Raw genomic sequence first — 25,705 nt, 5'->3', positions numbered from 1 at the left:
ATATTAGAGAACGTGAAAATCTATTTTACCATTCTGATCCGTTTTCCGGTCTGGTTTTTTTTGCAGATTATGTACGTCTGAAATGTTTAGTAACTATTTGCAACCTTCTTTCAAAGAAATTAATTTGGAAACCGATTTTATTGATATTAAAAAATCTATGGTCCTTTATATACATTAGATTTCAACAGAGTAAAAAATCACGTGAAAATTTATCCTTAACGTTTTCTTAATTTTAGTAGTCTTTTATTCGTGAAATCACCCATTTAATGTTACTAAAAAGAATAATTCATAGAAAAGCTTATGGTTCTTCCGCTCCAGGCTTTAAACAATTTACGATCGATATAAGGATCATATTTGTCTGTCGCTCCGGCACCTAATGCGGTTTGATCCCTTGGATTGGATCCGTATTCAAAATCCTGAATTTTAGAATAGCTATTGGCATTATTATAGGTTTCGATAGCCGTATCAAAAAGATTTTTAACTCCTAATTTTACTTCTAAATTTTTTTCCTTAAAAAACTTATAGCTGATTTGCGCATCTGTAACTGCATAGGGCATGCGTATTTCCTCTGCCTGATAATCAAATCCAACTAAAATATACTGATCCCCAATACCATTGTGTCTAACACTAAATCCAAAACGTTCCCCTATATAATCCAGACCTAAATTGTAATTGTAAGGTGCCTGGCCATATAATGGTCGGTTTGCTTCATAAAGTCCACCGGTACCATCGATGTTTACATATCCTGTAACCTTGGTATCATTGAATGCTGCATTCCCGCACACAAATATTTTCTTTAAAAGATCTCCTTCACCCAGAAAGGATAAATTTTTATAAATTTCAAATTCTACTCCAAAAAGCTTAGCACTATCGGAGTTCATATTGAAGATAGTACGCGAACCTCCGTCGTTTCCAATTTGTGTGACTCCTTCGATTGGGTTTTTAATATTTTTATAATAGAGTCCAAAAGAAAGGATTTCGCCCTGCGAAGGAAACCACTCTGTCTTGAAATCGTAATTATCGACTATAGTCGAAACGATACCACCGGTATAATTCAGCACTTTCGCATCGCGCAACGGATCGTAATAAGGCATGTTTAATCGTTCTGAAAATTGAGGACGCAGTACCGATTTGTTATAACCAAGTCTCACATTCATTTTGTTTGTCGGGCTTATCGTTAAATTTGCCGAAGGAAGATATTGCCAGACATCATCGTCTAATTGTGCGGTTTCAAAACTGCCTGAATTATCAGACTGGCTGGCAATCTGAGTATATACATAACTCTCGGCGCGCATTCCCCATACCAATCTTATGTATGGATTGATTTTATTATCGAGCATTAAAAAAGGAGAATGAATTTTAACATCTCCTATATATTCGTTACCGTAACTGGCAATTCTGTTCCAGCCAAAACCGCCCCACCGATAATAGGAACCATCAAGCAATTGGGAAATAGGAAAATCAACAATAGCTTTGTCGGTTCCCTGCCCGACTACATTAAGCGCGGAAGATTCCTGTTGATTGGTCGCTTTTTTATAAGTCCCAAAATAACCGGCTTTTACATTATTTTTAATCGATTCCCCAATATCAAAAGCATAATTAAAATTGATTCCAACATTGTAATCTTTTTCATTATTGGTAAAATTTGATCTTTTAAAAACATCGGGATCAGAATTATATATTTGCTGATATAACTGCACGTCGTCTCCGACTTTTCTTCTGTTGCTGGTCAAAAAAGTAGCATCTTTGGTATCTTTTGAAGTATTGGCAAAAGCTCCAAACCAATTGATTTCGAAATTTTCAAAACGATGATTTCCTTCTATTTTATTCTGGATAAAAGTTTGATAAATAGGATAATCTGTTTCTTTTGTTAAGGGCAGATAACTTCCGTTTACAATTCCTTCGATATTTCCGGCATAGAAATTCCAGCCCGTAATTTGCGTAAGCTGATTGTCATACATGTGCATGTAGGTATTACGGGTTGTAATTTTATGCTTTCCCAACTGAATCCCAGCATTAAACATTCCCCCCAGCGTAGAATTGAAATTATAAGCGGCACCTGAATTTTTATATCCGTATCTTTTGAAAGTCGAATATCCATTTTCGGTCTCCGGCGTAAATTCGGAATTAGTCATATACGTTCCTCTCTCTGTATGATCGATTTTTAACTGATCTTGTGTATTTTTGAAGATTAGGGAACCTACAAAACCAAATTTGTTATTGTCCTTTAATTCATAAACACGGCCTACGGCAAATTGCATTGAAGTTCCCGGAGCGGCATAGGTCTTATACGTTGTAAAATTATCCTGGGTAAACCTTTTGGATTGTTCTAAAAAAGGCCCTGATGCTGCTTCGGTAGTGGGTACGGCGATGTTCACCAAACCGGAAGGATAATTTCTGGTTCCATCATCAAATCCGATATAATCGCTTTCTCCCTCTTGTTTGGTCAGGCGATCCTTAAAAGTGCTTCGGCTGTTATAGGAAGTTCCTATGCTGAATGTCATAAAATTTTTCTTCGGAATATCTTTGGTTTTTACCTCTACATAACCGCCGGCAAAATTGGCATTCATATCCGGAGTAGCATTTTTACTGACAATAACACTTTCTACCATCGCGGTAGGGATAATGTCAAAATTAAACTGTTGCTGGTTCGGATCGGTACTCGGAAGATTCACTCCATCCATTACCGCCTGATTCCAACGCTCGCCCATAGAGCGTACCACTACGTATTTATCATCAATTGTAGTGACGCCCGTGATTCTTTTTAAGGTACTTCCAACATCTTTATCCGGAGTTCGGGCAATTTGTTCGGCAGAAATACCATCTGAAAACTGAGCCGCTTTCTTTTGCTGCAGCAGCATTCCTTCGGTAGAAGCAGTCGCTTTTTGGTAAGTTTGGGTAATCACCACTTCATTCAGGGATTCTGCATCATCTTTTAGCACTACATTCAATACGGCATCAGATTCCCCGGATACCTTTATGTCTGTAATTTTCTGAGTTTGAAAGGAGACGTAACTGATCTCCAATGCATAAGTCCCCTCTTCCAGACTAAAGGAATAATTTCCATCAAAATCTGAAACCGTTGTATTTCCGGTCTCTACTACTTTTAGGGAGGCACCCGGCAAAGCAAGACCGTTTTTATCGACGACTTTTCCCGAAATGTTTCCTACTTTTTTGGTGGAAGCCGTTTTTTTATTGACCGCAATATTGGTGTTGTTTCTTCTGAAATTTAAATTGGTCAGCACCTGAAGTTCCTGTAATATAACATCGATACTAACATTGTCTTTTTTTAGCGTCACAAGCGGTTTACTAAAATCGATGTCTTTTTGGTAAACAAAGCGATAGGGAGTCCGGGATTCTAAATTTTCAAAAATATCTTTTGGCGAAGCATTTTTAAAATCTACTGACACGGTGCCAGATTGTGCATATATACTCGCTGTACCGAGAAACAGGCTGAAAAACAGAATTTGTACAGCAATTGAAAATTGCCTGAAAAAATCGCTCATAAGTCAATAATTTGTTTTAGGTGTGTATTTTGTTTATTATAGTTTGATATTGTTGTCTTGTCAGGAAATTGCATCTCTATTTGCTGACCATATAAGTATTGTCACCAATAGGTTTTATCGTTACTTCTAAAGCGAAAGCAATGGTTTGTATTATTTCCGGGATTCCCTGTCTGGTATCCAGGGTTCCTTTTATCTGCAATAATTTTAAATCTTCACTGGCGTATTTCAGAGTGAAATTATGATCTGCCTGCAGTTTTTGGATAACGGTTACCAGACTTAATCCGTCAACATCGAGGAGTGCTTTTTTCCATTCCGGTTCCAGAATAGTTATTTTATGCTTTTTGAGGGTCTTATTTTCGGGACTAAGCAGGGCTGCATCTCCTCTTTCTAAAAAAACAGTATTTTGGGAGCTTTCTACTTTTACTTTACCTGTACGTACATTTACTTCCGCTATTTTTCCGTACGCTTTCACATCAAAAGAAGTACCCAAAACGGTCGTTTTGATGTCACCGGAACTAATGATAAAAGGCCTCGTGGTATCTCGTGCCACTTCAAAAAAAGCTTCTCCTTTTAATTTTACAATTCGTTCGTTGGCTGCAAAATGTTCCGGATACTCAATTTGGGTATTTTCATTCACCCATACTTTTGTTCCGTCAGATAAACGCAATAATCGGATATCCTGAGGAAAGGTGTGAGTGACCACTTTAGGAGTTGTAACAAAATCTAAGGCAGAAAAAGACTGATATCCTGCAATAGAAATAAAAAGAATAATACAGGCCGCAATTGCTTTTTGATAAATACGTTTGCGTTTTTTAATTGTGGCATTTTGAATAGTATTCCACATCCTGAATTTTATTTCATCAGAAAATATTCCTTTTTGCGGCAACTCATCCCATTCTTCACGTAGTCTGTTCGATTTCATTATGTATCAGTAAAATTAATTGTACCAGGAAAAATCGCGAATATCTCCTGTTTATGTACATTAGATTATTCTGCTTCAAAAAATCACGGGGGTATGCGACACTTAACCTTTTGTTAATGCTCTAAAAAAACAGGCAACAACAAAACACTAACAAACAGTTAGTTATCAAAAACAGCTAAAAAATAAGTTACATTTAATTTACATAGGAGTTCTGATCCTGACCATTGTCTGATGCCCCCTGCAGGAATAAAATATAAAGCTGAAATGAAAAATAAGCGCCTAGTAGTGATTGATGAATACCAGGGCAAACCAATACAGTTCATAGCTTTTTACGGAATTCTTTTTAAGGTATTGCAGTGTTTTGGAAATCTGGTTGGCAACAGCACTTTGAGACATGCCCATTTCCAGTGCAATTTCCTTATAACTCATTTCTTCAAACTTATGCAGCGTAAAAATTTTTCTCCTTTTTTCAGGGATTTGCTGCAAGAGCATTTCTAATTTTTCCAGCTTGAGCGAAATGTTCTCGTCCACTTCATCAGCACTATCCAGCTCTTTTATCAATTGAACGTATTCGACCGAGAGAACTTTATTTTGCTTTTTATACCATTTTGAAATTTCCTGTTTACTGCTCTTAAACAAAACGGCATCCAGCGCTATTCCCGGTTCAATTTTAGTGCGGTACTTCCAGAGGTGAATAAAGACATTTTGGGTGATATCTTCGGCATCTGCAAGCTGGGCCGTATATTTTTTGACAAAACAAAATACTTTGAAATGATATAGCTCATAGATTTCCTTAAAAGAAGAATCATCTCCGTCGCGCAATCTGGTGATCAAAATAGTATTCATAATGCAGTTTTAAAAGAGGTAAACAATCCTTACAAAATTATCTTAAACTAACATCCGTTATTTTACGCGCTTCGTCATTTAATGATTTATTAATATTTGATCTACAACCTGAAGTGATTTTATAACACAAAAATAATTTACCCGTCCTCTGAAAAAGGCACTTCGGAAAGAGATCCCTTTTATGCGACTTTTCCTTTAATTTTGTTCGTATGTCCCGTTTATTTGGCAAAGATTTAAAGGCTGGGCTTAATTGTTTAATATTCCAACCTTTTTGTCTAATTTAGCACGACATAAGCAATACAGCGTATTTTCTTGCAGTATTGTGAACAACAGCACACTAATAATTTAGTTAATTTGAAAAACTATGAACACATTTGATTTTGGCATTGTCGGTCTCGGCGTAATGGGCCGTAACTTACTTTTAAACATTGCCAGCCAAAAATTTGCCGCAGCAGGATTAGATTTAGATCCCGAAAAGGTCAACTCTCTTCAAAAGGAAGCCGATGCGGAACATACACTCGAAGCAACAACAGACGTTAAACATTTTGTCGGATTAATTCAGCGTCCAAGAGCGATCATGCTATTGGTACCTGCCGGAAAACCTGTCGACAGCGCCATTCAAAGCCTGCTTCCACATCTTGACGAAGGAGATATTATCATTGATGGCGGTAATACGTATTTTACCGATACCGACAGAAGATTTGTCGAATTATCGGCTAAAGGAATCCACTTCTTTGGTATGGGAATTTCCGGAGGCGAAAAAGGAGCCCGATTCGGCCCGAGCATGATGCCAGGAGGAGATAAAAAAGCCTACGAAAGACTTCGCCCTATTTTTGAAGCGATAGCAGCAAAAGTTGAAGGAGAACCTTGTGTGGAATACTTAGGAAACGGATCCGCCGGAAACTACGTTAAAATGGTTCACAACGGAATCGAATACGGAATTATGCAGCTCATTTCTGAAATCTATGACCTCATGAAACGTGGTTATAATCTCGATGAAGATACCATTCAGAAAGCTTTTGAAGAATGGAACGAGACTGATCTTAAATCCTACCTGATTGAAATAACAGGCCATATCCTGAAACAAAAAGACGAAAACGGCCTGAGACTTATCAACCAAATATCAGACTGGGCCAAATCGAAAGGAACAGGCAAATGGACTTCCCAGAATGCTATGGACCTGCAGGTTCCGGTTCCGACCATCGATGCTGCCGTAGTCATGCGCGATATGTCTAAAAGCAAACCCGAAAGAATTGAAGCAGCCACGAAACTGATCTGGAATAACGATCCGGCGGCTGTAAATGCTGCAGAAGCCATTGCTTCACTAAAATCAACCTTATATTTTGCTATTCTGATTACTTATGCGCAGGGACTGGCTCAGCTGAGAACTGCTTCTAAGGAATATAATTACGAATTGAATCTGGAGACTGTTACCAAAATATGGCGTGGAGGCTGTATCATTCGTGCAAATGTGCTGGAAGACTTCAGAAAAGCATTTGCCACAGATGCCAACTTACCGAACATCCTTTTAGATGCCGATATTGCCGCAAAACTTAATGAGAGTCAGAACGGAATCAGAACCGTGATTCAGTTTGCCGTACAGAAAGGATTACCGGTTGCAGGACTTATGAATTCTCTGGCTTATTTTGATGCTTACCGGTCTGAAAATCTTCCTACCAACCTAATTCAGGCGCAGCGTGACTATTTTGGAGCGCATACCTACGAACGTATTGATGCCCCTGGTGTCTTTCATACGGAATGGAATGATTAAGAACCTTTAAGCGACGCAAAAATGAGTACTGTAAAAAATATCAACCCAACTATTATCGTGATTTTTGGAGCTTCGGGTGACCTGGCAAAAAGAAAGCTCTTTCCTGCCTTTCAAAATTTGTTTCTGGATTGCCGAATGCCGGAAAAGTTTCAGATCATAGCACTTGGAAGGGCTGAAAAAAGTGATGCTGAATTTCGCGATTACGTCCTTGAAAATTTAAAAACGTTTTCAAGAAAATCAGATGTCACCAATGAAGCAACTAAGGACTTCATCTCCCGTATAACGTATTTAAGGCATGATATTGACAAAGAAGAATCTTATCATGAATTAAATTCAAAATTAACCAGTATTGATCAGACTTTCGGGATTCGTGCCAATCGACTTTTTTACCTGTCAATTGCACCTTCCTTCATCACTACTATTTCAGTTTATATTAAAAAAATAGGGCTTACGCCTAATGTCGGGCAAGACCGGATTATTATTGAAAAACCTTTTGGTTACGATAAGGCTTCAGCAATTGAACTCAATGAAATGCTTTCACAAACCTTTAAGGAAGAACAGATTTACCGCATCGATCATTATTTAGGCAAAGAAACCGTTCAGAATATACTGGCTTTCCGTTTTGGCAATTCGATGTTTGAGCCTTTATGGAACCGCAATTTCATTGATTTTGTCCAGATTACGGTGGCCGAAGAAGTGGGGGTTGAAGAACGCGGCGGATTTTATGAAGGAGTCGGCGCTTTGAAGGATATGATACAAAACCACCTCCTTCAGATTTTATGCATGACGGCTATGGAGGCACCGGCTTCACTGGGAGCGGATGATATCCGAAACCGTAAAGCAGACGTACTGCGCTCTATTCGCCGCATCAAACCGGAAGAAGTAGATCATTATACCGTACGAGGGCAATACGATGCCGGTTTTATAAAAGGCAACCCTGTAGCGGGATATCGTCAGGACAAAGGAATTGCACCGGACTCCAATACGGAAACTTATGTGGCCATGAAAATATACCTGGACAACTGGAGATGGCAGGGTGTTCCGTTTTATCTGCGTTCCGGAAAAAGAATGCAGGAAAAACAGTCTTCTATTATCATTCAGTTTAAACCGGTACCACACTCCTCCTTTTCGTATGGCAATGAAGGAATGACACCCAACCGACTTATTATCAATATTCAGCCGGCAATGGATATCAAGCTGCAATTTATGACCAAAAAACCGGGTCTGTCGCTTTCCTTGCGACCTGCAGAAATGGTATTTGATTATTTTCATTGTTCTACGATGTCACCGGAGGCTTATGAAACACTGCTTTCTGATGCTTTGGTGGGAGATCCTACCCTGTTTATGCGTTGGGATCAGGTAGAACAGGCCTGGGATGCCATTGATACGATTCAGGAATTCTGGAAAAATAATGCCCCCGCCAATTTTCCGAATTACAAAGCCGGAAGCTGGGGACCTGAAGCCGCAGATGAATTATTGGCAAGACAAGGACATGCGTGGGTTCCTAATACACCAACTGAAAACGAAAAAGTTTAAAATGATACAGATATTTGATACTATAGAAGCTATTAATAGTACAGCAGCAGACATTTTTGTAACAGCCGCCCAAAAAGCCATAACGGAGAAAGGACAATTTTCAGCTGTACTTACCGGAGGTTCATCGCCTGCGGGTATTTACCGCCTATTGGCTTCAACTGAATATAAAACCAAAATTGACTGGAGTAAAGTTTATATTTTTTGGGGTGATGAACGCTGGGTTCCGCTTGACGATAACCTGAGTAATGCAAAAATGTCTTTCGAAGCGCTTCTAAGCCATGTTTCGATTCCTGAAAAAAATATTTTTACCATGTATGAAGATGGTATTTCAGCTGAAGATTATGCAGTGAAATACGAACAATCCGTGAGAAATATTTTGGGACCGGACGGAAAATTTGACCTTATTTTACTGGGAATGGGAGATGATGGCCATACGGCCTCCCTTTTTCCGGGAGAAGCCGTTTTAAACGAAAAAGAAAAATGGGTAGCCGCCTATCGTCTTGAATCCCAGAACATGCACCGTATCACTTTGACTGCTCCTTTGATTAACAAAGCAGAGAAGATTGTCGTAGTCGCTTTTGGTGAAAAGAAAGCACCTGCCCTGAAGGAAGTATTGCACGGAGATTACAATCCCGCTACTTATCCGATGCAGTTGATAAAACCTGTTTCAGGAGAATTGCTGTTTCTTGTAGATAAAAGCGCTGCAGGTAAAGCGTAACAAACTTGTTCTGATCTCAAAATCAGAAAAGTTTACCTTATAAAAAACGAGTTAAATATCCCGATCAGGCTTATTTAACTCGTTTTTGATTTTACGTTGATTTTTTTATTTGATTAAGTTTAGAATTTCTTTGAAGACTTCACTTTTCGAACTTTTAACAAGCTCATAAAGACACATTTCAACAGTCGTTATATCAGCGCCTTTATGCTGTAATTTTTTCAAGGCCAGATCAATATTTTCTTTTGCACGCGAAGAAACGCAATCGGTTACAATTTCAACTTCAAAATTATGCGATAACAATCCTAAGACCGTCTGGTAGACACAAATATGGGCTTCAATTCCGCAAACAAGCCATTGCGTTCTGCCTGAATCGATGATTGCCTTTTTAAAGCTTTCATTCTCCATCGCATTGAAAGAATACTTCTCGAAGGGCTGTTGATTTTTTAACAGTCCTGCTAATTCGGGGATTGTAGCTCCAAGTCCCTGCGGATTTTGTTCGATCCAGATTATGGGCAATTCCAGTATTTGACCCCCACGAATAATTTTCTCAAGATTGGAAATTAATTTGTCGCTTTCATTTACGATACGCGCCAATTTGCCCTGAACATCAATTAGAATCAATCCTGTGTTTTCCTGTACCAGCATAGGTATTTATTTTTTATTAAAGCTGCAAATCCGGAGTATAGAAATATTTTCAACTCCATTTCACTTTATAATACGTCCCGTAAAGTTACTAATTCAGCTGTAGGATTTGCCGTAATCTGATTAATAATTTTAAACCGGTTACAGTGTTAAATCCAATATATTCAGATTATTTTTCGCCAATGTTTGAAGTTTTTTCTTCCCAAAAAATTATCTTAGCAATACTAAATTTATGGTTTGTCAGCTGAAATTGAGAACCCCCTAAATCTTAAAAAATGCCACATAAAAAATCAGACAAACAAAAAGAAGCAGAAAATGAACTGGTGCTGTCTTATCTGACCATGAGAAATTTAATTGGTTTTTCGGGAATACTGCTTCCTCTTATTTTAGTTTTGACAACCAAAACGGCAAGCGGCGAAAAACTCATCGAACCTTCCATCAGCGATTATTATTACACCAGCAATGGAGATGTACTGGTTGTATTGTTGAGTGTACTGGGCGTATTTCTATTTACGTATAATGGATACAATAGTATAGAAAAAGGATTAACGACCCTTGCTGCCCTTTGCGGTATTGGTATTGCCTTTAGTCCAACAGCGACCACCAGCGCCCGCTCTACTACTATACATGTTGCCAATGAAGCTGTTCCGATTGTTTTTGGAATTGAAAGGCATTTTATCTTCGCCGCTTTATTTTTTATTGCTCTGGCGATCATATCATTAGTCTATTTTCCAAAGTTAAAAGACGACCAACAGGTGGTTACCCCTCAAAAAAAGAAACGAAATTTGATCTACATTATTTGCGGCTGGGTTATTATTGCCTGCATTGTACTGCTTGGCGTGTATTTTTTTTTAAAGCCCTCATTTTTAAAAAATGTTCCGGTGGTATTTATTCTCGAAGCTGTAGCCATAGAAGCTTTCGGATTATCCTGGATTACCAAGGGACAAACTTTATGGCCGGACTGTGAACATTATTTAGAAAAAGGGTATCACGATCTGAAAGACGCTCTGAAATAAACCTAAAAAAACATCTGACCTACGTATTGTATGCCAGATGTTATCACAAATCAACCTTCAATTAAAAATTTTATTTCACTACATACGAAACCGCATCTGCTTCACAAAGTCGGAAATAGCCGAAAGCAAAATTATTGGCATCAGTGGTATTGACAATATTACCTCTGACATTTCCGGGAGGAATAGAGAAAGGGTTTCCGCCATACCCTTCTAAAAGTAAATTCATATAATTATAAAAGTTTTTAGAAATGCCGCGATGCATAATCTCAACGGTGTTTCCGGGCTTCATATCTTCATCTGAGAATCTTGTGCTTATTTCATTTCCATTAAATAAATCATCATCGCTTAGTTCATACTCCGGGTAAAGGAGGAATGCACTTTTATAATCCGTAAGATAAAAATTGACCTGATCAGCAGGATCTTTATAATAAAAAGTCAGTTCAATTACATCTTCTCCTCCAAAATCCGGAACCATCTTTTGCTCTACTTTATCAATTGGCGTCACCGAAGTCAGTTTTTCGACGGCTTTAAAACTCTGTCCTTCTGCGGTTACAAAAAGGGTATAATCTGTATTGAGAACCGGAACAAAATTAGTACAGACATAAGAACCGGGTTCGGTTTCGTTAAAAGTAAAAACAGTACCAGCGCTATTTTCAACTCTTACCTGTGCTCCGGAAACTTTTGGCGTAGTAGTATTATAGTACGGAGCCGTTTTACTGATTTTAATGACCTGCTCACTACCCGTTGTTCCTTTTTTCCAGATGATCTCGGCATCTATTACTATTTTGGGTGCACCACTTTCTAAATCAAGTGTTACTACATCTTCACAAGATGAAAAAAACAGCATAAAAAGAAGGCTGAATAAAGTAAGTGCTTTACTTTTAAAAGTATCGTTTTGAATCCTTTGCATGTTCATTAAAATTTAAAATTATAGGAAATACCAGGTACTATCCCAAAAATTGACAGTCTTCTGGTCTCATTGGCTCCTGTATCTTCATTTGTAGCAAATGTCATGGAAGCGGCATTTTTTCTGTTGTATACATTATAGATGCTAAACACCCAATAGCTCTGCCATCCTTTCTTTTTATCGGGTTTAGGCGTGTAAGTTGCTGCAAGGTCTAAGTGATGAAAGAGCGGCAGTCTGTTTTCATTTCTAAGGGAATAATTCGGAATATTGATCCCTCCAAATTCATAATACTCATTGGCGTAAGTTACCGGCTGACCGGACTGCAGGGAAAAGTTAGCATTAAAAGACCATTTTGGATTATATTCATAACTTCCTACAATGCTCAGATTATGCAGCTTATCATATCCTGACAAATACCAGTCACCATTTGCTATTCCGGGTTCTTCTGCTGTTCTTCCGGGCGTTTTTTGTTCTGCCCTCGATAAGGTGTAGGAAACCCATCCTGTAAAATTTCCGGTGTTTTTTCTAAACAATAATTCCATACCGTACGATCTGGCTTTACCATTTAAAATCACCTGTTCTATATCATTGTTTGCCAGTATATCTGCCCCGTCAATATAGTCGATACGGTTTTGGATTTTCTTATAAAATAATTCTCCTTCAAAAGAATAATCACCATCCTTAAAATTTCTAAAATATCCCGCAGCATACTGATCCAGCAGCTGTGGTTTTGTAAAAGGGCCGCTTGGCGTCCAGATTGTCGTTGGCAGCGGAGACTGGGTATTCGACAACATATGAATGTACTGCGCCATTCTGTTATAACTGGCCTTTACCGAATTATCATCATTAAAAGCGTACGATAATGCCACTCTTGGTTCCAGGTTATTAAATTTGCTGATTGTTTTTCCCTTTCCATAAGCTACACTTCCGGTTGGAGTTCCTTCCTGGTAAATATGGTATAACGGGTTATAGACTACGGCATTTCCGTTTTCGTACGTATTAATATTTTCATCCCCTAAACGATAAAACATACTGTAACGAAGTCCGTAGCGAAGATTCAGTTTCTTCGTAATCTGATGCTCGAAATCCAGATAGGCAGAAGATTCTAAGGCATATTTTTTATCGAGCTGCTTGTAATTAAACTGCGAATCAGAACTTGTAGGCTGTACGGTACCGGGATTAAAATTATAATACTGACCATCAATTCCGTAGTTTAGTTTTAACTTTTCTGAAACCGAATAATTCCAGGCGTACTTAAGTCCGTAACTTGTAATTTTGTTGTTCCACTCAAAGTTTTCGGTCTGTATACCAAGATTAAATTTATAATCACTGTAGAAAACGGACAAATTGGTGTTGACCTGATCCGAAAATTTATGTTTCCAGCTTACGATTCCCATTGTGTTTCCGTACGTGCTGGAAAAACGATCGTTGATATCGAAAACATCGTTTCCGAAATACCCCGAAATAGCAATGGTGTTATTGGCACCTAAACGGTAATTCAGTTTCGCATTCAAATCATAAAACATAGCAGAATTTTTATTATCTGCCAGCTTTAAAAATAGATGGGCATAAGAAGCACGTCCTGCAATAATAAAAGATCCTTTCTCTTTCTGGATTGGTCCCTGTACCAATAATCGACTAGAAATCAAACCAATACCTCCGTTTACTTTGTAGTTTTCAAAATCCCCGGTTTGCTGGGTTACATCCAGAACAGAAGAAACACGTCCTCCAAATTTAGAAGGAATACCGCCTTTATACAAATCCAAACCATGTACAACATCTGCATTAAAAATCGAGAAAAATCCAAACATATGAGAGTCGCCATATACCGGAGCACCATCTAAAAGAATCAGATTCTGATCGGCTGCTCCTCCACGAACATTAAAACCGGAAGAGGCTTCTCCTGCATTGGTAACACCCGGCAATGTTAATAGTGACTTTAAAGGATCCGGCTCCCCCATAGCTACCGGAATCCTTTTGATTTCCTCCATAGAAAGTTTGTTGACACTCATCTGGGTATTTCTGATATCAACAGCCTTACTATTGGTGATAATTACCTGTTCCAGTTCCTGACTGTCTGAATCCATGTAAAAATTGATCCTGGCATCGTCAGCAACCGTAATTTGTTTTTCCTTATTTTTCAAACCCAGATAACTAATCTGAACCGTATAATTCCCTTTATCCACTTCTACTGAGAACTTACCATCCGCATCGGTTGTTGCCCCGACAGAAAGTTCCTTGATAAAAACATTAGCACCAATAACGGGCTGCTTACTGTCATCAAAAACCTGACCGGTCACCTTATTTTTTTTTTTAGCGGCTTTTGTTACTTTTTGTTTGACAAAAATATTATTACCTACAATTGAAAATTGAACAGACGAAATTTTGTTCAGCTCTCCGATCAGTTTCTCTACTTCGATTTGCTTAAAGGTCTTGTTTTCTTTAAAATATTTTTGGCTTGCATCGATCTGATCGGTAAAGGCAAATTTAAAGTCGGACTGATTCTCAATTTGCCTGAATACTTCTTTTAAGGTCACCGTTTGATCTACAGTTACGGTTACCTTTTGGGAAAACATACTAAAACTGAGTAAAAAAAAGCATGCTGAAATTATATGCTTCATGAAATTTTGTATTTTTGAATATTATTAAATGGGAAAGCGCTATGCTTTCCTGACTATGAGGAGGATGTGTAGTTTCGCGGCTAGTGCATCCTTTTCTTTTCTACTGAAAAGTAATCTGTTTTAATGCTTCATTTACTTCAAAGTTTAGGTTATACATTTCTGATATTAATTGAACAATTGTTTTCAGGTCTTCTTTTTTGTTGATTCGCAATGTGATTCGCTTGTCATGATAAGTCTCGGGAAGGATTAGTTGATAGCCGTAATTGCTTTCTACATAAGCTGTAACAGCATTGAGTTTTTCGTTGTCAAAATCCATAAATCTTTCGAAATCAGCCACTGTAACTGCACCCTCTCCATACGTGAATTTTTCACCCGGTTTCAGTATCCAGTTTTTCTCCTGCCCTTTTACATTCATCTGAACGCTGCCTTCATACAATTCCACTACTACTCCTTTTTGATTGTATTCTTTTACGATGAAAGAAGTTCCCAGAACTGTTGTAGTCGTCTCTTTGCAAAAAACCTGAAAGGGATGTTTCTTGTCTTTTTTTACTTTAAAATAAGCTTCCCCTTCTAATGCAATCTTTCTGTTGACAGAGAAATCAGCTGTATATTCAATTTTGGAAGCCGGACTTAATTCGACCCTGGAACTATCGGGCAAGAATATCGTTTTTACTTTCGAAGTCGTATTTTCGATCACATTTCCTGCGATTAAACTCTCTGTTTTCAGCGGCTCCTTTGTCAGATAGAGTCCGGTACCGGCCAGCATTACAATTACAGCAGCTGCAGCCGCATACCTGCGCCATACAACGTTTTTCTTCTTGGAAGAAAAGGCCCGGGAACGAAATTCTTCCCAGGAATCTTCTTTTGTATGATCAGAATGTATCATGGGTTTTTCCTCCCATAATTTTTTTAATTCCTCATCCAGTTTATTCTCGTCCATATTTTTGGGGCGTTATAGTTTTTGACATTGAAATCCTTGCTTATTAAAAACACCACAGACCATTTCCTTGATCTCTCTGTTGGTCTCAATTTTAAGAATATGATAACCTTCTGTATCAAAATTCATGATACAATCAGAAATAACAAATTGCAGGAGCTTTACAAGATAACTTGCCTCTTCTTTTGTTTTGACATCCGTTTTGTAAACCTCTATATCCATTTCTATGGTTTGTTTTTATAGATAACAAACGAGAATGGAAAAGTTCCTAATGGTTTTCGATTTTTTTTCGAATAAATTTACTGGCAAGATAAATATGATTGGCAATGGTCTTCTCAGAAAGATCCGTAATTGCTGCAATCTCCTTATAGCTAAGGTTTTCCAGTTTGTGTAAGGTAAATATTTTTTGCTGCTGCTCGGGAAGCAGATTGATGAAACTGTATAATTTTTCTTTTCTTTCTTCAAAGTCACCTGTATCAGTTTCTTCGTCTGCCATTTCAGCCTTTGAAGGATCAAGCTGAATGATTTTATTTTCCCTGTTAACGTGATTGATGATAATATTCCGGCAGATGGTAAACAATTGTTTATCCAATAAAACGTCTTCATGAAGTAATTCCCTTTTGTCGTAGAGTCTTAAAAAGGTTTCCTGAACAAAATCCTGTGGGGTAAGAACCGAAAAATCAAAGCGTCTGGCAATGTGGATCAGTTTATCATAGTAATTGAGATAGACCTCTTTGAAGGCTTCTTCATTACCTTTTTTTAAACGTAAGATAAACTTTCTATTGTCCATAACTTAAATACGATGACTACTCTAAAACTTAATGTATTCAATATTATTGTATTTTAAAATTCAAAACTGCGAAATTTAAAACAAGGAATTTTTTGAATCACTATGTCCACTTCAATATTGTATTAAAGTGCAAAGAACAGTAATTTAATTCTATATTTTAAGTATGCTGCGATAAAATTATAGCAATTACAGCTATTGAAACACTTTTGATTAGTAGCAAAATTTAAAAATATGTTACAGACTAAAAAGAAAGAATTGGCAAAAAATAAGGAAATAATTTCTTAAACTGTTTTGACACAAGTGTATTACAAATACAAGAAACCTATTTTTATTTATTTTGTCCACAATACCGCATTCGCGTGGGCTTCCAGCCTGATTGTTTCACCTAAAGCCTTAACTTGTACACCATGTGCACCTGCCGGCAAATTAGCAGGTTTTTCGATCCTCCATAAATGCGTGCTGATGGTTTCCGGTTTTGGAAATTTGGATATTTTCATACTGTCATATCTTCCCTGACTTTGCAGGTAATACTGCTTTTGAACGCTGGGAGCAATCCCTTCGTATTTTGTCATTTCGATCCAGTTTCCTTTATCAAAACGGATATACACTTTTGTAAATTCATCTGCTGCAAATACATTGGCGTAAATAAAATTATCGTTCAGGATGTTGAGTGTCGTATCCCATTCGTTTGTTTTTGGGACTGTGATATCTATTTGTTTCGTGACGGGAGCTCCGGAAACTTTATAATCGTAAGTATAACCATCGGTATTAATTCCGACAGTCCAATACCCTTTTGGAGTGCCGTCGTACATTAAGGCAAAAGGAATCTGATCGAGATCATGCGGTCCTTCCCACCACGAACCGCAAACCGCTCCTGCCACCAATTCATGAATGGGCTGTCCCGTTTCCCTTGCAAAATACTTATGGTATTGGGTATGGGTATGTCCGGCGCTGATTAACACATTTTCAAAAGGTGCTAAGGATTGGATCACCCAGTCTTTGTCTTCCATTTCCTCGAGCGGAATGTGCATGAATAAATGGATCGATTTAAAATTATCTTTTCTGGCCGCAATCAGATTGGTGATGAATTCCTTTTGCGTTTCATCAAGGCGGCCTGTATATCCTTTTTCATTGACGGGATAAATATTATTCAGTACCAAAAACAATTGATTTCCGTACTCAAAGGCATAATAGGAGGGGCCAAAAACGCTTTCGAAACCCTTATCCCTATCCTGAAAAGCAGTTTCTTTAAAATTCAGATCATGATTTCCAATCGTATAAAAAACGGGAGCTCCGATAAGTCCCAAAGTTTCCGACAATGGTTTAAAAATATTCAGATTATCAAAAGAAAGATCACCGAGAGGCACTATAAAATCAATTTCTTTATCCATTAATTCTTCCGTTACCAATTTCCCGACATGATGAATGTCGTCCATAACATCGACCTGAGTGTCTCCTAACAAAACAACTTTTAAATCTTTCTTTTCTGCATTAGGATGCAGCGGAAAATTATAATTTTTCAGCTCTTTTATTTTATCAAAGGGAACATAAAACTGTACGCTGTTTTGTTTGTTTTGCTTTGAAATATAGTTTTCAGGTTTGATGACAAAAACGGAATTTCCTTCTATTTTTGAAAGCGTGTATTTCCCTTTTAAATTTGTTTTTACTACATCTTTTCCATTAGATACCAGAACATTAGACAACACCACCTCATCTTTATCAGGAATATCATTTTTGTTGGTATCGACAAAAACCACTCCTGATATTTTGTTGTTTTGTCCAAAAATAAACGTACCCCATAAGGATACCACTAAAGTTAAAATTATTTTATTCATGGTTGCTTTTTAAAGGAAATTACAAATCACTAAAAAACCGCAGTTTTATAATTTTCATTGTAAAACTGCAGTTCCTGTCTTTTTTTGAAAGCTGTTATTTTGTTGCTAACAATTGCATTATTTTGCTGTAAATCTCGTTGTTCTGATACACACCCATAAAATTCTGGGCTCCCGGGCCGTAAGCAAAAACAGGTACCGTTACCGATGTGTGGTCGTTGGTACTGAAACTTCCGTGTACATATCCTTTTTCGGTACTGCCGTCTATTAAGGAAAGTCCGCCGGTTTCGTGGTCGGCCGTTACAATCAATAACGTTTCCGGGTTTTTGTCTACAAACTCCATGGCCTGTCCTACCAAACGGTCAAAATCGAGTAATTCACGCACAACATATTCTACATTATTGCTATGACCGCCGTAATCAATCTGGGCTCCTTCGGCCATTATAAAAAACGGATTTGATGTTTTGGAAAAGGTAGCTGTAGCTTTTGATAATGATTTCGCTAAAAAATCTCCCCTTCCGTCTTTTCTGGAAACTACCGAAGCATTGTCCAATACCACAAAACGGGCATTACTTATTGTATCTAAAGTGCTGAAGTGATCCGAAAAAGTATAACCTTTTTGCTGTAAGGCTTCCACCAGATTTTTACCATCTTTTCGGGATTTGAATTGATTACTTCCTCCACCGATTAAAATATCAGAAGGATTCGATAAAAAATCTTCAGCAATCGCTTCATTATAGCTTCTGTCGGACTGATGTGCATAAAAAGCGGCCGGTGTAGCGTCTGTAATATCACCACACGAAATAATAGCAGTTTTATACTTTTTCTTAGCCAGTAATTGGGTTATGGATTCCAATGGTTTTCCTTTTTCATCAACACCGATAAACCGGTTATTGGTTTTGTGCCCGGAAGCCATAGCCGTTGCTCCAGCTGCCGAATCTGTGATGTAACTATCCGAAGCTTTGGTAATCGAAAATCCTTCTGTCGGAATATTGAACATGTTTAATCTTCCTTTATTAGCCGTATAACCCGCATAAATCTGCGTGAGTCCCATACCGTCACCAATAAGAAGAATCACATTCTTTGGACGTTTATTTTTGGGAAATACCGCGCCGTTTTTAGGTACATAGGTTTCATAAAACTCCGTATTCTGATAAAAAGTGGATTTAATGTTTTTGATAAATTGCGTTAATGCCGAAGTATTATCCGTAGCAATATAATCCACATGCAGGTTCATTAAAGTCATCCAGGTATTGACATTATCCTGCGTAGACCAGAATCGGATTTTTTTATTTTCATCGTGCACTTTTTTAATTATGGCTTGTATTTTTTCTGAGTCTGGCTGGGTCAATACTCCTTTCCCGTTCCAAACCGTCAGTTCTTTCAGATCTTCACTGATCATTTCTACTCTTGACAATTCCTCTGCCGTATAGGTTTCGTTAAGTCTTCCGTCAAAAGATATAAACGCCGGATAGTCCTTCCATTTTGCCGGAGATGGCCTGTTGCCGGAAATAATAACTTTAAAGTTTTTGTTTGAAATGAGTTCAGGATATGTGTTCAACTGCTCAGCAATTACTTTTAAAGTAGCCTCTGCATCCGACTTGATATCAATCATTAAAATTAAAGGTTTGTCGCTTTTGTAAGCTTTGCCGCCCAGCGCTTTAAATTTGACTAAAAGGGGGTTCAGATAAAGATTTCGAAGCGAATTAGCAGGGTTAATTTCCTGCGAAGTATGGGCAACAGCCAAGTCGTTTTTCACCAGGAAAACATCGGCTTCGATCACACCGGTTTCATTGGCATAGGCTTCATAGAAAGGAAGCGGACTTGCATAATCATTATGCGAATGAATATTAACAGAACTGTATTCCTGTGCCTGAACGAAAAGGCAAAAATGGAGGCCAAAAAGGGCAATTATTTTTTTCATCTGTACTATGATTTATTCTTTCGAAAAGTTGTAGGTAAACTTTAACAAAATGAATATAAGTTATTGATATTATTAAAAATACATTTCAATTCTTACAATAAAAATGTATTGCATTGCGTATTTTTCAAAAATACAAACCAGTCCTTTACTAAAGACTGGTTTATGTTTATTTATAAGTCCTTTGTTCTTTCTTTACAACTGCAGACTTCTCAAAAGCCTGCAGCGAAAAAAAAAAAACAAACTAACTTAAAAACTATTATTTCCACCCTTCATTCTGAAATAAAGCTCCTTTGCTTACGGCAATCTCATCCGGTGGTATTGGCCATACATGGTGAATGGCAGGATTGAAATTACGGGCAGGATAGATCACTGTTCCGTCATAATGGTGCAATGGTTTTGCGTAAGTCGCCTGAGCATCGCCCCAGCGAACTAAATCGTAATGACGGTCTGTCCATTCTCCGGCTAACTCGCAACGTCTTTCTCTCTTCAGATCAGTCATTGTGGCTCCGGAAATACTGGCCAGACCCGCGCGATTGCGAATCATGTTTATTTCTGTATCTGCATTCTGTCCTTTCATTAATTTAGATTCCGCCAGCATCAGGATCACATCGGCATAACGTAAAAGCGGTACATTCAACGCTGTAGAAGGTTTGTCTCCGTTGGCATTTACATAACGAATGTCAATTCCTCCCGAAGTCGTTTTGGCGTAACCGAACGGCTCCATATATTTTTTAAACTGATACCCTGTTCTGTTACTTGAACTCACTACATATTTGCCTATGTTAAAAGTGGCTAATTCACCAAAATACATAAACTGATCTCCTTTTTGTAAAATAGTCGCACTACGTCTTTTATCAGCAGGATCGTAAGCGTCAAATAATTCTTTGGTCGGGTAGAAATTTCCCCAGCCGTTGTAAACTCCCCAGCCTTTGTCTTCCAGGCAAACTCCCGGAAAAATAGAACCCAATGAGGTATTCTCAGCACTTGAAGTTACCGACCAGATGTATTCTGATGACCAGTTATTCTTTATTTTAAATACATCTTCAAAATTAGGAAGCAAGGAGTGTTTACCACTGTTCACGATCATATTGGCATATTTGATCGCGTTGTCCCAGTCTTTTGCATACAAATACGTACGGACCAAATACGCCCATGCCGCAGTTTTATGTGCACGTCCGTAATTGTCTGTTGTAAGTTCATTAAAATAAGGCAGCAAATTGGCAGCTTTTTGTAAATCGGCAGCGATGTAGGCATAATTTTCGGCTACATTTTTGGTACGCGGTACATATACATTGGTCGGGTCATTTCGATCCTGAATCGGAATTCCGGCGCGATTATCGCCATAGTGATAGGCTAATTCCAAATGCATTACAGCATGGTTGAAATATGCTTCGCCCAACATCATGTTTCTCGTTTTTTCGTCTAACGGAATGTTTGGAATATTACGAAGCACATCGTTACAGCGTTTCATGACTTCATAATGAAGCCTCCAGATATCCTTTGTATCGGATTCTGATCCGTCTACGATGAAGTTTTTGATACGTTCTGCATTTTGTCTTGTCTTGGTTCCGATATCATCACTGGCATTATTCAGCCAGAAAAAACCGCGTCCATACATATTATCATCCGAATACAACGCATAAACAGCATTTACTCCTGCTTTTGCATCTGCTGGTGTTTTCCAGAAATTTCCACTCGAAGGAGCTCCCTGCGGTACCAAATCAAGTTCGCTTTCGCAAGCTGTCGTTCCTAACAGCATGGTAAAACTCAATAATAAAATACTTATTTTTTTCATTTTGTTTGTTTTAATATTTTTTAAAAAGTTGCGTTTATACCGGTCATGTAAATTCTTGAAAGCGGATATTTACCTAAATCCAGGCCGAAATTATTCAGTCCTACTTCAGGATCCATTCCCGAGTATTTGGTAATTGTGAAAAGGTTTTGGGCAGAAATAAAGAATCTCAGATTTGCTTTTCCGTTCAACCAGCTGTCCTTAATGGTATAACCAATAGCCACATTTTTCAATCTCAGGTAATCCGCCTTTTCAATATAGAAATCAGAGATTCTTCCGAAGTTATTGTTGTTATCTGTTGCTGAAAGTACCGGTATCTTAGTGTCGGTGTTCTGCGGTGACCAGGCATCTTTCGATTCTGCCAGCAAATTGTACCCCGGGAAAGAACCATTCAGACCGGTATATTTTACAGCATTAAAAACACTGTTACCGGCTGCACCGCTTAAAAAGATATTCATATCAAAACCTTTGTACCTGAAATTGGTATTTAAACTGAATGTCGTTTTTGGAAAAGGATTTCCTAATACGACCCTGTCATTGTTATTAATCACGCCGTCTCCGTTTACGTCTTTAAACTTCATGTCTCCGGCAACGGCATTAGGCTGATACACGACACCTGTACTGTTTACATACGCTTTTGCTTCTGCATTACTTTGAAACAATCCGTCTGTTGCATATCCGTAAAAGGCTCCAACCGGGCTTCCAACCTGATAGATATTCGCTAAAGGCAAACTACGAACCCTGCTAAGATTAAGCGGCTCCAGAGAAGTTAAATCATCTTTGATCGAAACAATTTTGTTACTTAAAAAGGCTGCATTTGCGGTAACATCAAATTTAAACTGTCCACGTGTTTTCTGATACGTAAGACTTGCTTCAAGACCTTTATTTTCTACATCACCGGAATTTACGATTCGTCCTAATGGTGTTCCTGCAACTCCGGGTAACTGATCACGAACCAACATATCTTTGTTCGTTTTTTTATAAACATCGACAGATCCCGTAAGTGTATTATTGAAAAGGCTAAAATCTAAACCTAAGTTGGTTTGTTCCGAACTTTCCCATTTTAAGGCAGGATTTGACAATTCACTTTCTGAATACCCATAATTAATCACCGGAGTCGATCCGATTAAAGCGGATGTCTGATTTAACGGCACACTAAACTGGTACGGCCCAAGGTTTCCTAAATTTCCAATTTCTCCCCAGCTCGCACGCAGTTTTAAATTGTTTACTGTTGAAGCGATGTTTTTCATAAATCCTTCCTCAGAAATCAGCCATCCTGCAGAAACAGAAGGATATACTCTCCAACGGTTTGCCGAAGTCAATTTTGAAGTACCGTCACGACGAACAATTCCGGAGAACAAATACTTTTGATTAAAATCGTAATTCAACCTTCCCACGTAAGAAGAAATAATCTCTTCTGACATTCCTGCTCCTAACTGCTGAATTAATTTCGCATTTAGCAAATAACGTTGTGAAGGATCTTCATTATCAAAGCCTGTACCCGATACACTGTAAAAATCTCTTTTGGTATCCTGATACGTATATCCTGCCAAAGCTTTAAAATTATGTTTCCCGAATGATTTATCGTAAGAAAGCGTCTGCTCCCCTAATAAATCGGTTGTGGTAGAAGTCGTTTGTGTCAATCTGTTAAAGTCAAATACTTTACCCGGCTCTGTAATTTTCACCGTAAAATCTTTGTAATCATTCTGGATTCTGGTATAGCCCCAGTTGGATTTGATTTTTAAGCCTTTGATAATTTCCCATTCCGCATAAGGATTAATCAGTATCGTAGAAATTGGATTGCTGTTATCCAGTCTTTTCAGATACGCCACCGGATTGATTACGTCACCATAAGAACCTATATATTTCTCCGGAACGCCTCCAAAAAGTCCGGAACCGTCTTCTCTGTAAACCGTTGCATTTGGCGGATATAAAATAGCACCTAAAATTGCCCCTGTGTAAGCACTGGAAGTATTGGCGCTCTGACCATTCGTTAAGGAATACGTCAGATTTTCACCTATTGTAAAGTTGGGTGCCAGTTTAAAAGAAGAATTGGCTCTGGCAGTATAACGGCTTGCATCTGTATTTAACAGGATTCCTTCGTTTTTACGGTAACTTCCCGACAGAAAGAAATTCGATTTTTCGGTTTTTCCGTTTACCGAAATAGACAAATCCTGAATCTCACCCGTCTGGAAAATTTCATCCATCCAGTCGGTTTTAGTGATTCTGGCTGTAGGTTCAAATGCCGGATCAAAAGCAGGTATTCTTGGTAATCCTGCGTTATCCCTTGCCGTATTCATTGCATCTGCATATTCTGCGGCATTGAGCACTTTTAATTTTTTGGCTACACTCTGAAAACCTCCCTGATAATTCACATTTACGTTTAGACGCTCCGAAGTACCTTTTTTAGAAGTAATTAAAATTACCCCACCTGAAGCTCTTGCTCCGTAAATGGCTGCCGAAGCCGCATCTTTCAAAACACTGATCGAAGCAATATCATTTGGATTAATCGTATTCAGTGAACCACTGTAAATAATTCCGTCCAGAACAATTAAAGGCGTTTCTGCATTTAGCGAACCAATACCACGAATGTTGATGGTAGGTTCTCCTGTAGGATCACCTCCATTATTGATAACGGTAACACCCGCGACTGTGCCCTGAAGCAAATCGGCAGCAGAATTATACGTTCTGCTGGAGGTTTCTTTCATTGACACAGATCCTACAGCGCCTAAAACTTCATTCTTTTTGACACTTCCGTATCCCATTACCACCACTTCCTGTAATTGTTTTACATCTGCAGCTAATTTGATATTCAGGTTCTTCTGTGTCTCCGTAACTTTGATTTCCTGAGTAACATAACCCACATAAGAGAAAACCAATACAGCTTCAGAAGAATTGATTTCCATCGTAAACGTTCCGTCAAAATCTGTCGTTGCCGTTGCACTTGAAACTTTATCTTTAATACCCACTCCCGGCAACGGCATTCCGTCATCACCGCCAAAAACAGTTCCTGAGATTGTAATTTTGTTTTGTCCGGCATCCGTTATTTTCTGATTTCTCTTAATTACGATGTTGTTGCTTATAATTTCATACTTCAGAAAAAAACTGCTGCAGATCTTATCCAGAGCGTATTCCAGCGTTACATCATTCAGTTTTAAACTTGCTTTTTGATTGGTATTGATCTGATTGGCTTCGTACATAAAATGCACATCAACCTGATTTTCAATTTTTTGAAGAATATTTTTTATATTTTCATTTTCTACTTTTAAGGTTATTCTTTTATCCATATCCACATTTCCGGCTTTTGCCGTTAATCCGATAAAAAATAAAGCAATGAACAGGATCAATTGGGGCATAAAGCCTTTTTTAATACTTTGACAATTTGCGACATACCGCATTTGTTTTTCATTCATAATGGTGTTGTTTTGATTGTTTTTTTTCTTGTTTTTGTTTCTTGTTATATATGGGTTCTGCGTTTATTGAATTCTGTAAACTCCCGATTCAATTTTATAATTGGCATTGATGATATTACACACCAATCCGATTACCTGATCCGCCGGAAGTTCTTTGAAGTAGGCACTTATCCTGAGATTATTCAGGTTCTTATTTTCAACAGAAATGGCAATATTATAATTGCGGTTGATCGTCGCGATTACTTCCGGTAAAGGAGTATCTTCAAAAACGATAATATTTTTTCTCCAAAGTGAGATGGAGTTCATCGGAATATTACTGAAAGCATGCAGGCTGCTGTTTTTCGATTTAAAAACGGCTTTTTGACCCGGCGTTACATAGACATTCTCATCCGTTACCGTTGATTTCACATTTACTCTTCCGGTCAGAACAGAAACTTCCTGAGTGGCCTGGCCCGGATACGCCTGTACATTAAAACTGGTCCCCAGTACTTTTGTATCCATTTTATCTGTATGAATGATAAAAGGGTGTTTT

Annotated in this window: 18 protein-coding genes; 4 read left to right on the top strand and 14 right to left on the bottom strand. The window is 38.1% G+C overall.

What is annotated here, in order from left to right; genetic code table 11:
• Positions 1-272 precede the first annotated feature (272 nt).
• From HAV12_RS09795 to HAV12_RS09785, 3 genes are all read right to left on the bottom strand, one after another.
• The gene (locus HAV12_RS09795) at positions 273-3,506 is read right to left on the bottom strand and encodes a TonB-dependent receptor (RefSeq protein ID WP_171569478.1); all 3,234 of its coding nucleotides are present in this window, start codon (positions 3,504-3,506) and stop codon (positions 273-275) included.
• Between the two features lie 76 nt (positions 3,507-3,582).
• The gene (locus HAV12_RS09790) at positions 3,583-4,428 is read right to left on the bottom strand and encodes a FecR family protein (protein ID WP_171569477.1); all 846 of its coding nucleotides are present in this window, start codon (positions 4,426-4,428) and stop codon (positions 3,583-3,585) included.
• Between the two features lie 279 nt (positions 4,429-4,707).
• A complete protein-coding gene (locus HAV12_RS09785) occupies positions 4,708-5,274 on the bottom strand; it encodes an RNA polymerase sigma factor (protein WP_132037120.1) in 567 nt (188 codons plus the stop codon).
• A 364-nt stretch (positions 5,275-5,638) separates the two neighbouring features.
• Between HAV12_RS09785 and gndA the strand changes: the two genes are divergently transcribed.
• The 3 genes from gndA to pgl are packed head-to-tail and all read left to right on the top strand — an operon-like array spanning position 5,639 to position 9,299.
• A complete protein-coding gene (gene gndA / locus HAV12_RS09780; RefSeq protein WP_132037119.1) occupies positions 5,639-7,045 on the top strand; it encodes an NADP-dependent phosphogluconate dehydrogenase in 1,407 nt (468 codons plus the stop codon).
• A gap of 21 nt (positions 7,046-7,066) precedes the next feature.
• Positions 7,067-8,581, top strand: a complete 1,515-nt coding sequence (gene zwf / locus HAV12_RS09775) for a glucose-6-phosphate dehydrogenase (RefSeq protein ID WP_171569476.1) — start codon at positions 7,067-7,069, stop codon at positions 8,579-8,581.
• A 1-nt stretch (position 8,582) separates the two neighbouring features.
• Complete coding sequence (pgl, locus tag HAV12_RS09770) at positions 8,583-9,299, top strand: 6-phosphogluconolactonase (protein ID WP_171569475.1); 717 nt, start codon at positions 8,583-8,585, stop codon at positions 9,297-9,299.
• A gap of 105 nt (positions 9,300-9,404) precedes the next feature.
• On the opposite strand, the gene HAV12_RS09765 is transcribed toward pgl, so the two are convergent.
• Positions 9,405-9,944: a hydrolase gene (locus HAV12_RS09765; RefSeq protein ID WP_171569474.1), complete on the bottom strand. Its 540-nt coding sequence runs from the start codon at positions 9,942-9,944 to the stop codon at positions 9,405-9,407.
• A gap of 272 nt (positions 9,945-10,216) precedes the next feature.
• Here HAV12_RS09765 and HAV12_RS09760 point away from each other — a divergent pair, with 272 nt between their 5' ends.
• A complete protein-coding gene (locus tag HAV12_RS09760) occupies positions 10,217-10,957 on the top strand; it encodes a hypothetical protein (protein WP_171569473.1) in 741 nt (246 codons plus the stop codon).
• A 70-nt stretch (positions 10,958-11,027) separates the two neighbouring features.
• On the opposite strand, the gene HAV12_RS09755 is transcribed toward HAV12_RS09760, so the two are convergent.
• The 10 genes from HAV12_RS09755 to HAV12_RS09710 all read right to left on the bottom strand — a co-directional run.
• On the bottom strand, positions 11,028-11,867 hold the full coding sequence (locus HAV12_RS09755) for a DUF4249 domain-containing protein (RefSeq protein ID WP_171569472.1): 840 nt from the start codon (positions 11,865-11,867) through the stop codon (positions 11,028-11,030).
• 5 nt (positions 11,868-11,872) lie between these two features.
• A complete protein-coding gene (locus tag HAV12_RS09750; protein ID WP_171569471.1) occupies positions 11,873-14,485 on the bottom strand; it encodes a TonB-dependent receptor domain-containing protein in 2,613 nt (870 codons plus the stop codon).
• A 100-nt stretch (positions 14,486-14,585) separates the two neighbouring features.
• Positions 14,586-15,425, bottom strand: a complete 840-nt coding sequence (locus HAV12_RS09745) for a FecR family protein (RefSeq protein WP_171569470.1) — start codon at positions 15,423-15,425, stop codon at positions 14,586-14,588.
• A 12-nt stretch (positions 15,426-15,437) separates the two neighbouring features.
• A complete protein-coding gene (locus HAV12_RS09740) occupies positions 15,438-15,644 on the bottom strand; it encodes a hypothetical protein (RefSeq protein WP_171569469.1) in 207 nt (68 codons plus the stop codon).
• A 46-nt stretch (positions 15,645-15,690) separates the two neighbouring features.
• Positions 15,691-16,212, bottom strand: a complete 522-nt coding sequence (locus HAV12_RS09735; RefSeq protein WP_171569468.1) for an RNA polymerase sigma factor — start codon at positions 16,210-16,212, stop codon at positions 15,691-15,693.
• Between the two features lie 332 nt (positions 16,213-16,544).
• Entirely contained in the window at positions 16,545-18,047 is a 1,503-nt protein-coding gene (locus HAV12_RS09730) for a calcineurin-like phosphoesterase family protein (RefSeq protein ID WP_171569467.1), read from the bottom strand.
• Between the two features lie 94 nt (positions 18,048-18,141).
• On the bottom strand, positions 18,142-19,968 hold the full coding sequence (locus tag HAV12_RS09725; protein ID WP_171569466.1) for an alkaline phosphatase: 1,827 nt from the start codon (positions 19,966-19,968) through the stop codon (positions 18,142-18,144).
• Between the two features lie 256 nt (positions 19,969-20,224).
• Entirely contained in the window at positions 20,225-21,763 is a 1,539-nt protein-coding gene (locus tag HAV12_RS09720) for a RagB/SusD family nutrient uptake outer membrane protein (protein WP_171569465.1), read from the bottom strand.
• Positions 21,764-21,783: 20 nt separating this feature from the next.
• A complete protein-coding gene (locus HAV12_RS09715; protein WP_171569464.1) occupies positions 21,784-25,173 on the bottom strand; it encodes a SusC/RagA family TonB-linked outer membrane protein in 3,390 nt (1,129 codons plus the stop codon).
• A 63-nt stretch (positions 25,174-25,236) separates the two neighbouring features.
• The coding region (locus HAV12_RS09710; protein ID WP_171569463.1) for a FecR family protein at positions 25,237-25,705 on the bottom strand (469 nt) is incomplete at its 5' end.

The organism is Flavobacterium sp. CLA17 (assembly GCF_013112255.2).
Taxonomy (GTDB): domain Bacteria; phylum Bacteroidota; class Bacteroidia; order Flavobacteriales; family Flavobacteriaceae; genus Flavobacterium; species Flavobacterium circumlabens.
Note: the sequence above shows the minus strand (reverse complement) of the source record. Positions and strands in the feature narration are given on the sequence as shown.

Excerpts from the sequence above, each read along its gene's own strand:
- HAV12_RS09795 (WP_171569478.1), bottom strand. The coding sequence starts at position 3,506 with ATGAGCGATTTTTTCAGGCAATTTTCAATTGCTGTACAAATTCTGTTT.
- HAV12_RS09790 (WP_171569477.1), bottom strand. The coding sequence starts at position 4,428 with ATGAAATCGAACAGACTACGTGAAGAATGGGATGAGTTGCCGCAAAAA.
- HAV12_RS09785 (WP_132037120.1), bottom strand. The coding sequence starts at position 5,274 with ATGAATACTATTTTGATCACCAGATTGCGCGACGGAGATGATTCTTCT.
- gndA (WP_132037119.1), top strand. The coding sequence starts at position 5,639 with ATGAACACATTTGATTTTGGCATTGTCGGTCTCGGCGTAATGGGCCGT.
- zwf (WP_171569476.1), top strand. The coding sequence starts at position 7,067 with ATGAGTACTGTAAAAAATATCAACCCAACTATTATCGTGATTTTTGGA.
- pgl (WP_171569475.1), top strand. The coding sequence starts at position 8,583 with ATGATACAGATATTTGATACTATAGAAGCTATTAATAGTACAGCAGCA.
- HAV12_RS09765 (WP_171569474.1), bottom strand. The coding sequence starts at position 9,944 with ATGCTGGTACAGGAAAACACAGGATTGATTCTAATTGATGTTCAGGGC.
- HAV12_RS09760 (WP_171569473.1), top strand. The coding sequence starts at position 10,217 with ATGCCACATAAAAAATCAGACAAACAAAAAGAAGCAGAAAATGAACTG.
- HAV12_RS09755 (WP_171569472.1), bottom strand. The coding sequence starts at position 11,867 with ATGCAAAGGATTCAAAACGATACTTTTAAAAGTAAAGCACTTACTTTA.
- HAV12_RS09750 (WP_171569471.1), bottom strand. The coding sequence starts at position 14,485 with ATGAAGCATATAATTTCAGCATGCTTTTTTTTACTCAGTTTTAGTATG.
- HAV12_RS09745 (WP_171569470.1), bottom strand. The coding sequence starts at position 15,425 with ATGGACGAGAATAAACTGGATGAGGAATTAAAAAAATTATGGGAGGAA.
- HAV12_RS09740 (WP_171569469.1), bottom strand. The coding sequence starts at position 15,644 with ATGGATATAGAGGTTTACAAAACGGATGTCAAAACAAAAGAAGAGGCA.
- HAV12_RS09735 (WP_171569468.1), bottom strand. The coding sequence starts at position 16,212 with ATGGACAATAGAAAGTTTATCTTACGTTTAAAAAAAGGTAATGAAGAA.
- HAV12_RS09730 (WP_171569467.1), bottom strand. The coding sequence starts at position 18,047 with ATGAATAAAATAATTTTAACTTTAGTGGTATCCTTATGGGGTACGTTT.
- HAV12_RS09725 (WP_171569466.1), bottom strand. The coding sequence starts at position 19,968 with ATGAAAAAAATAATTGCCCTTTTTGGCCTCCATTTTTGCCTTTTCGTT.
- HAV12_RS09720 (WP_171569465.1), bottom strand. The coding sequence starts at position 21,763 with ATGAAAAAAATAAGTATTTTATTATTGAGTTTTACCATGCTGTTAGGA.
- HAV12_RS09715 (WP_171569464.1), bottom strand. The coding sequence starts at position 25,173 with ATGAATGAAAAACAAATGCGGTATGTCGCAAATTGTCAAAGTATTAAA.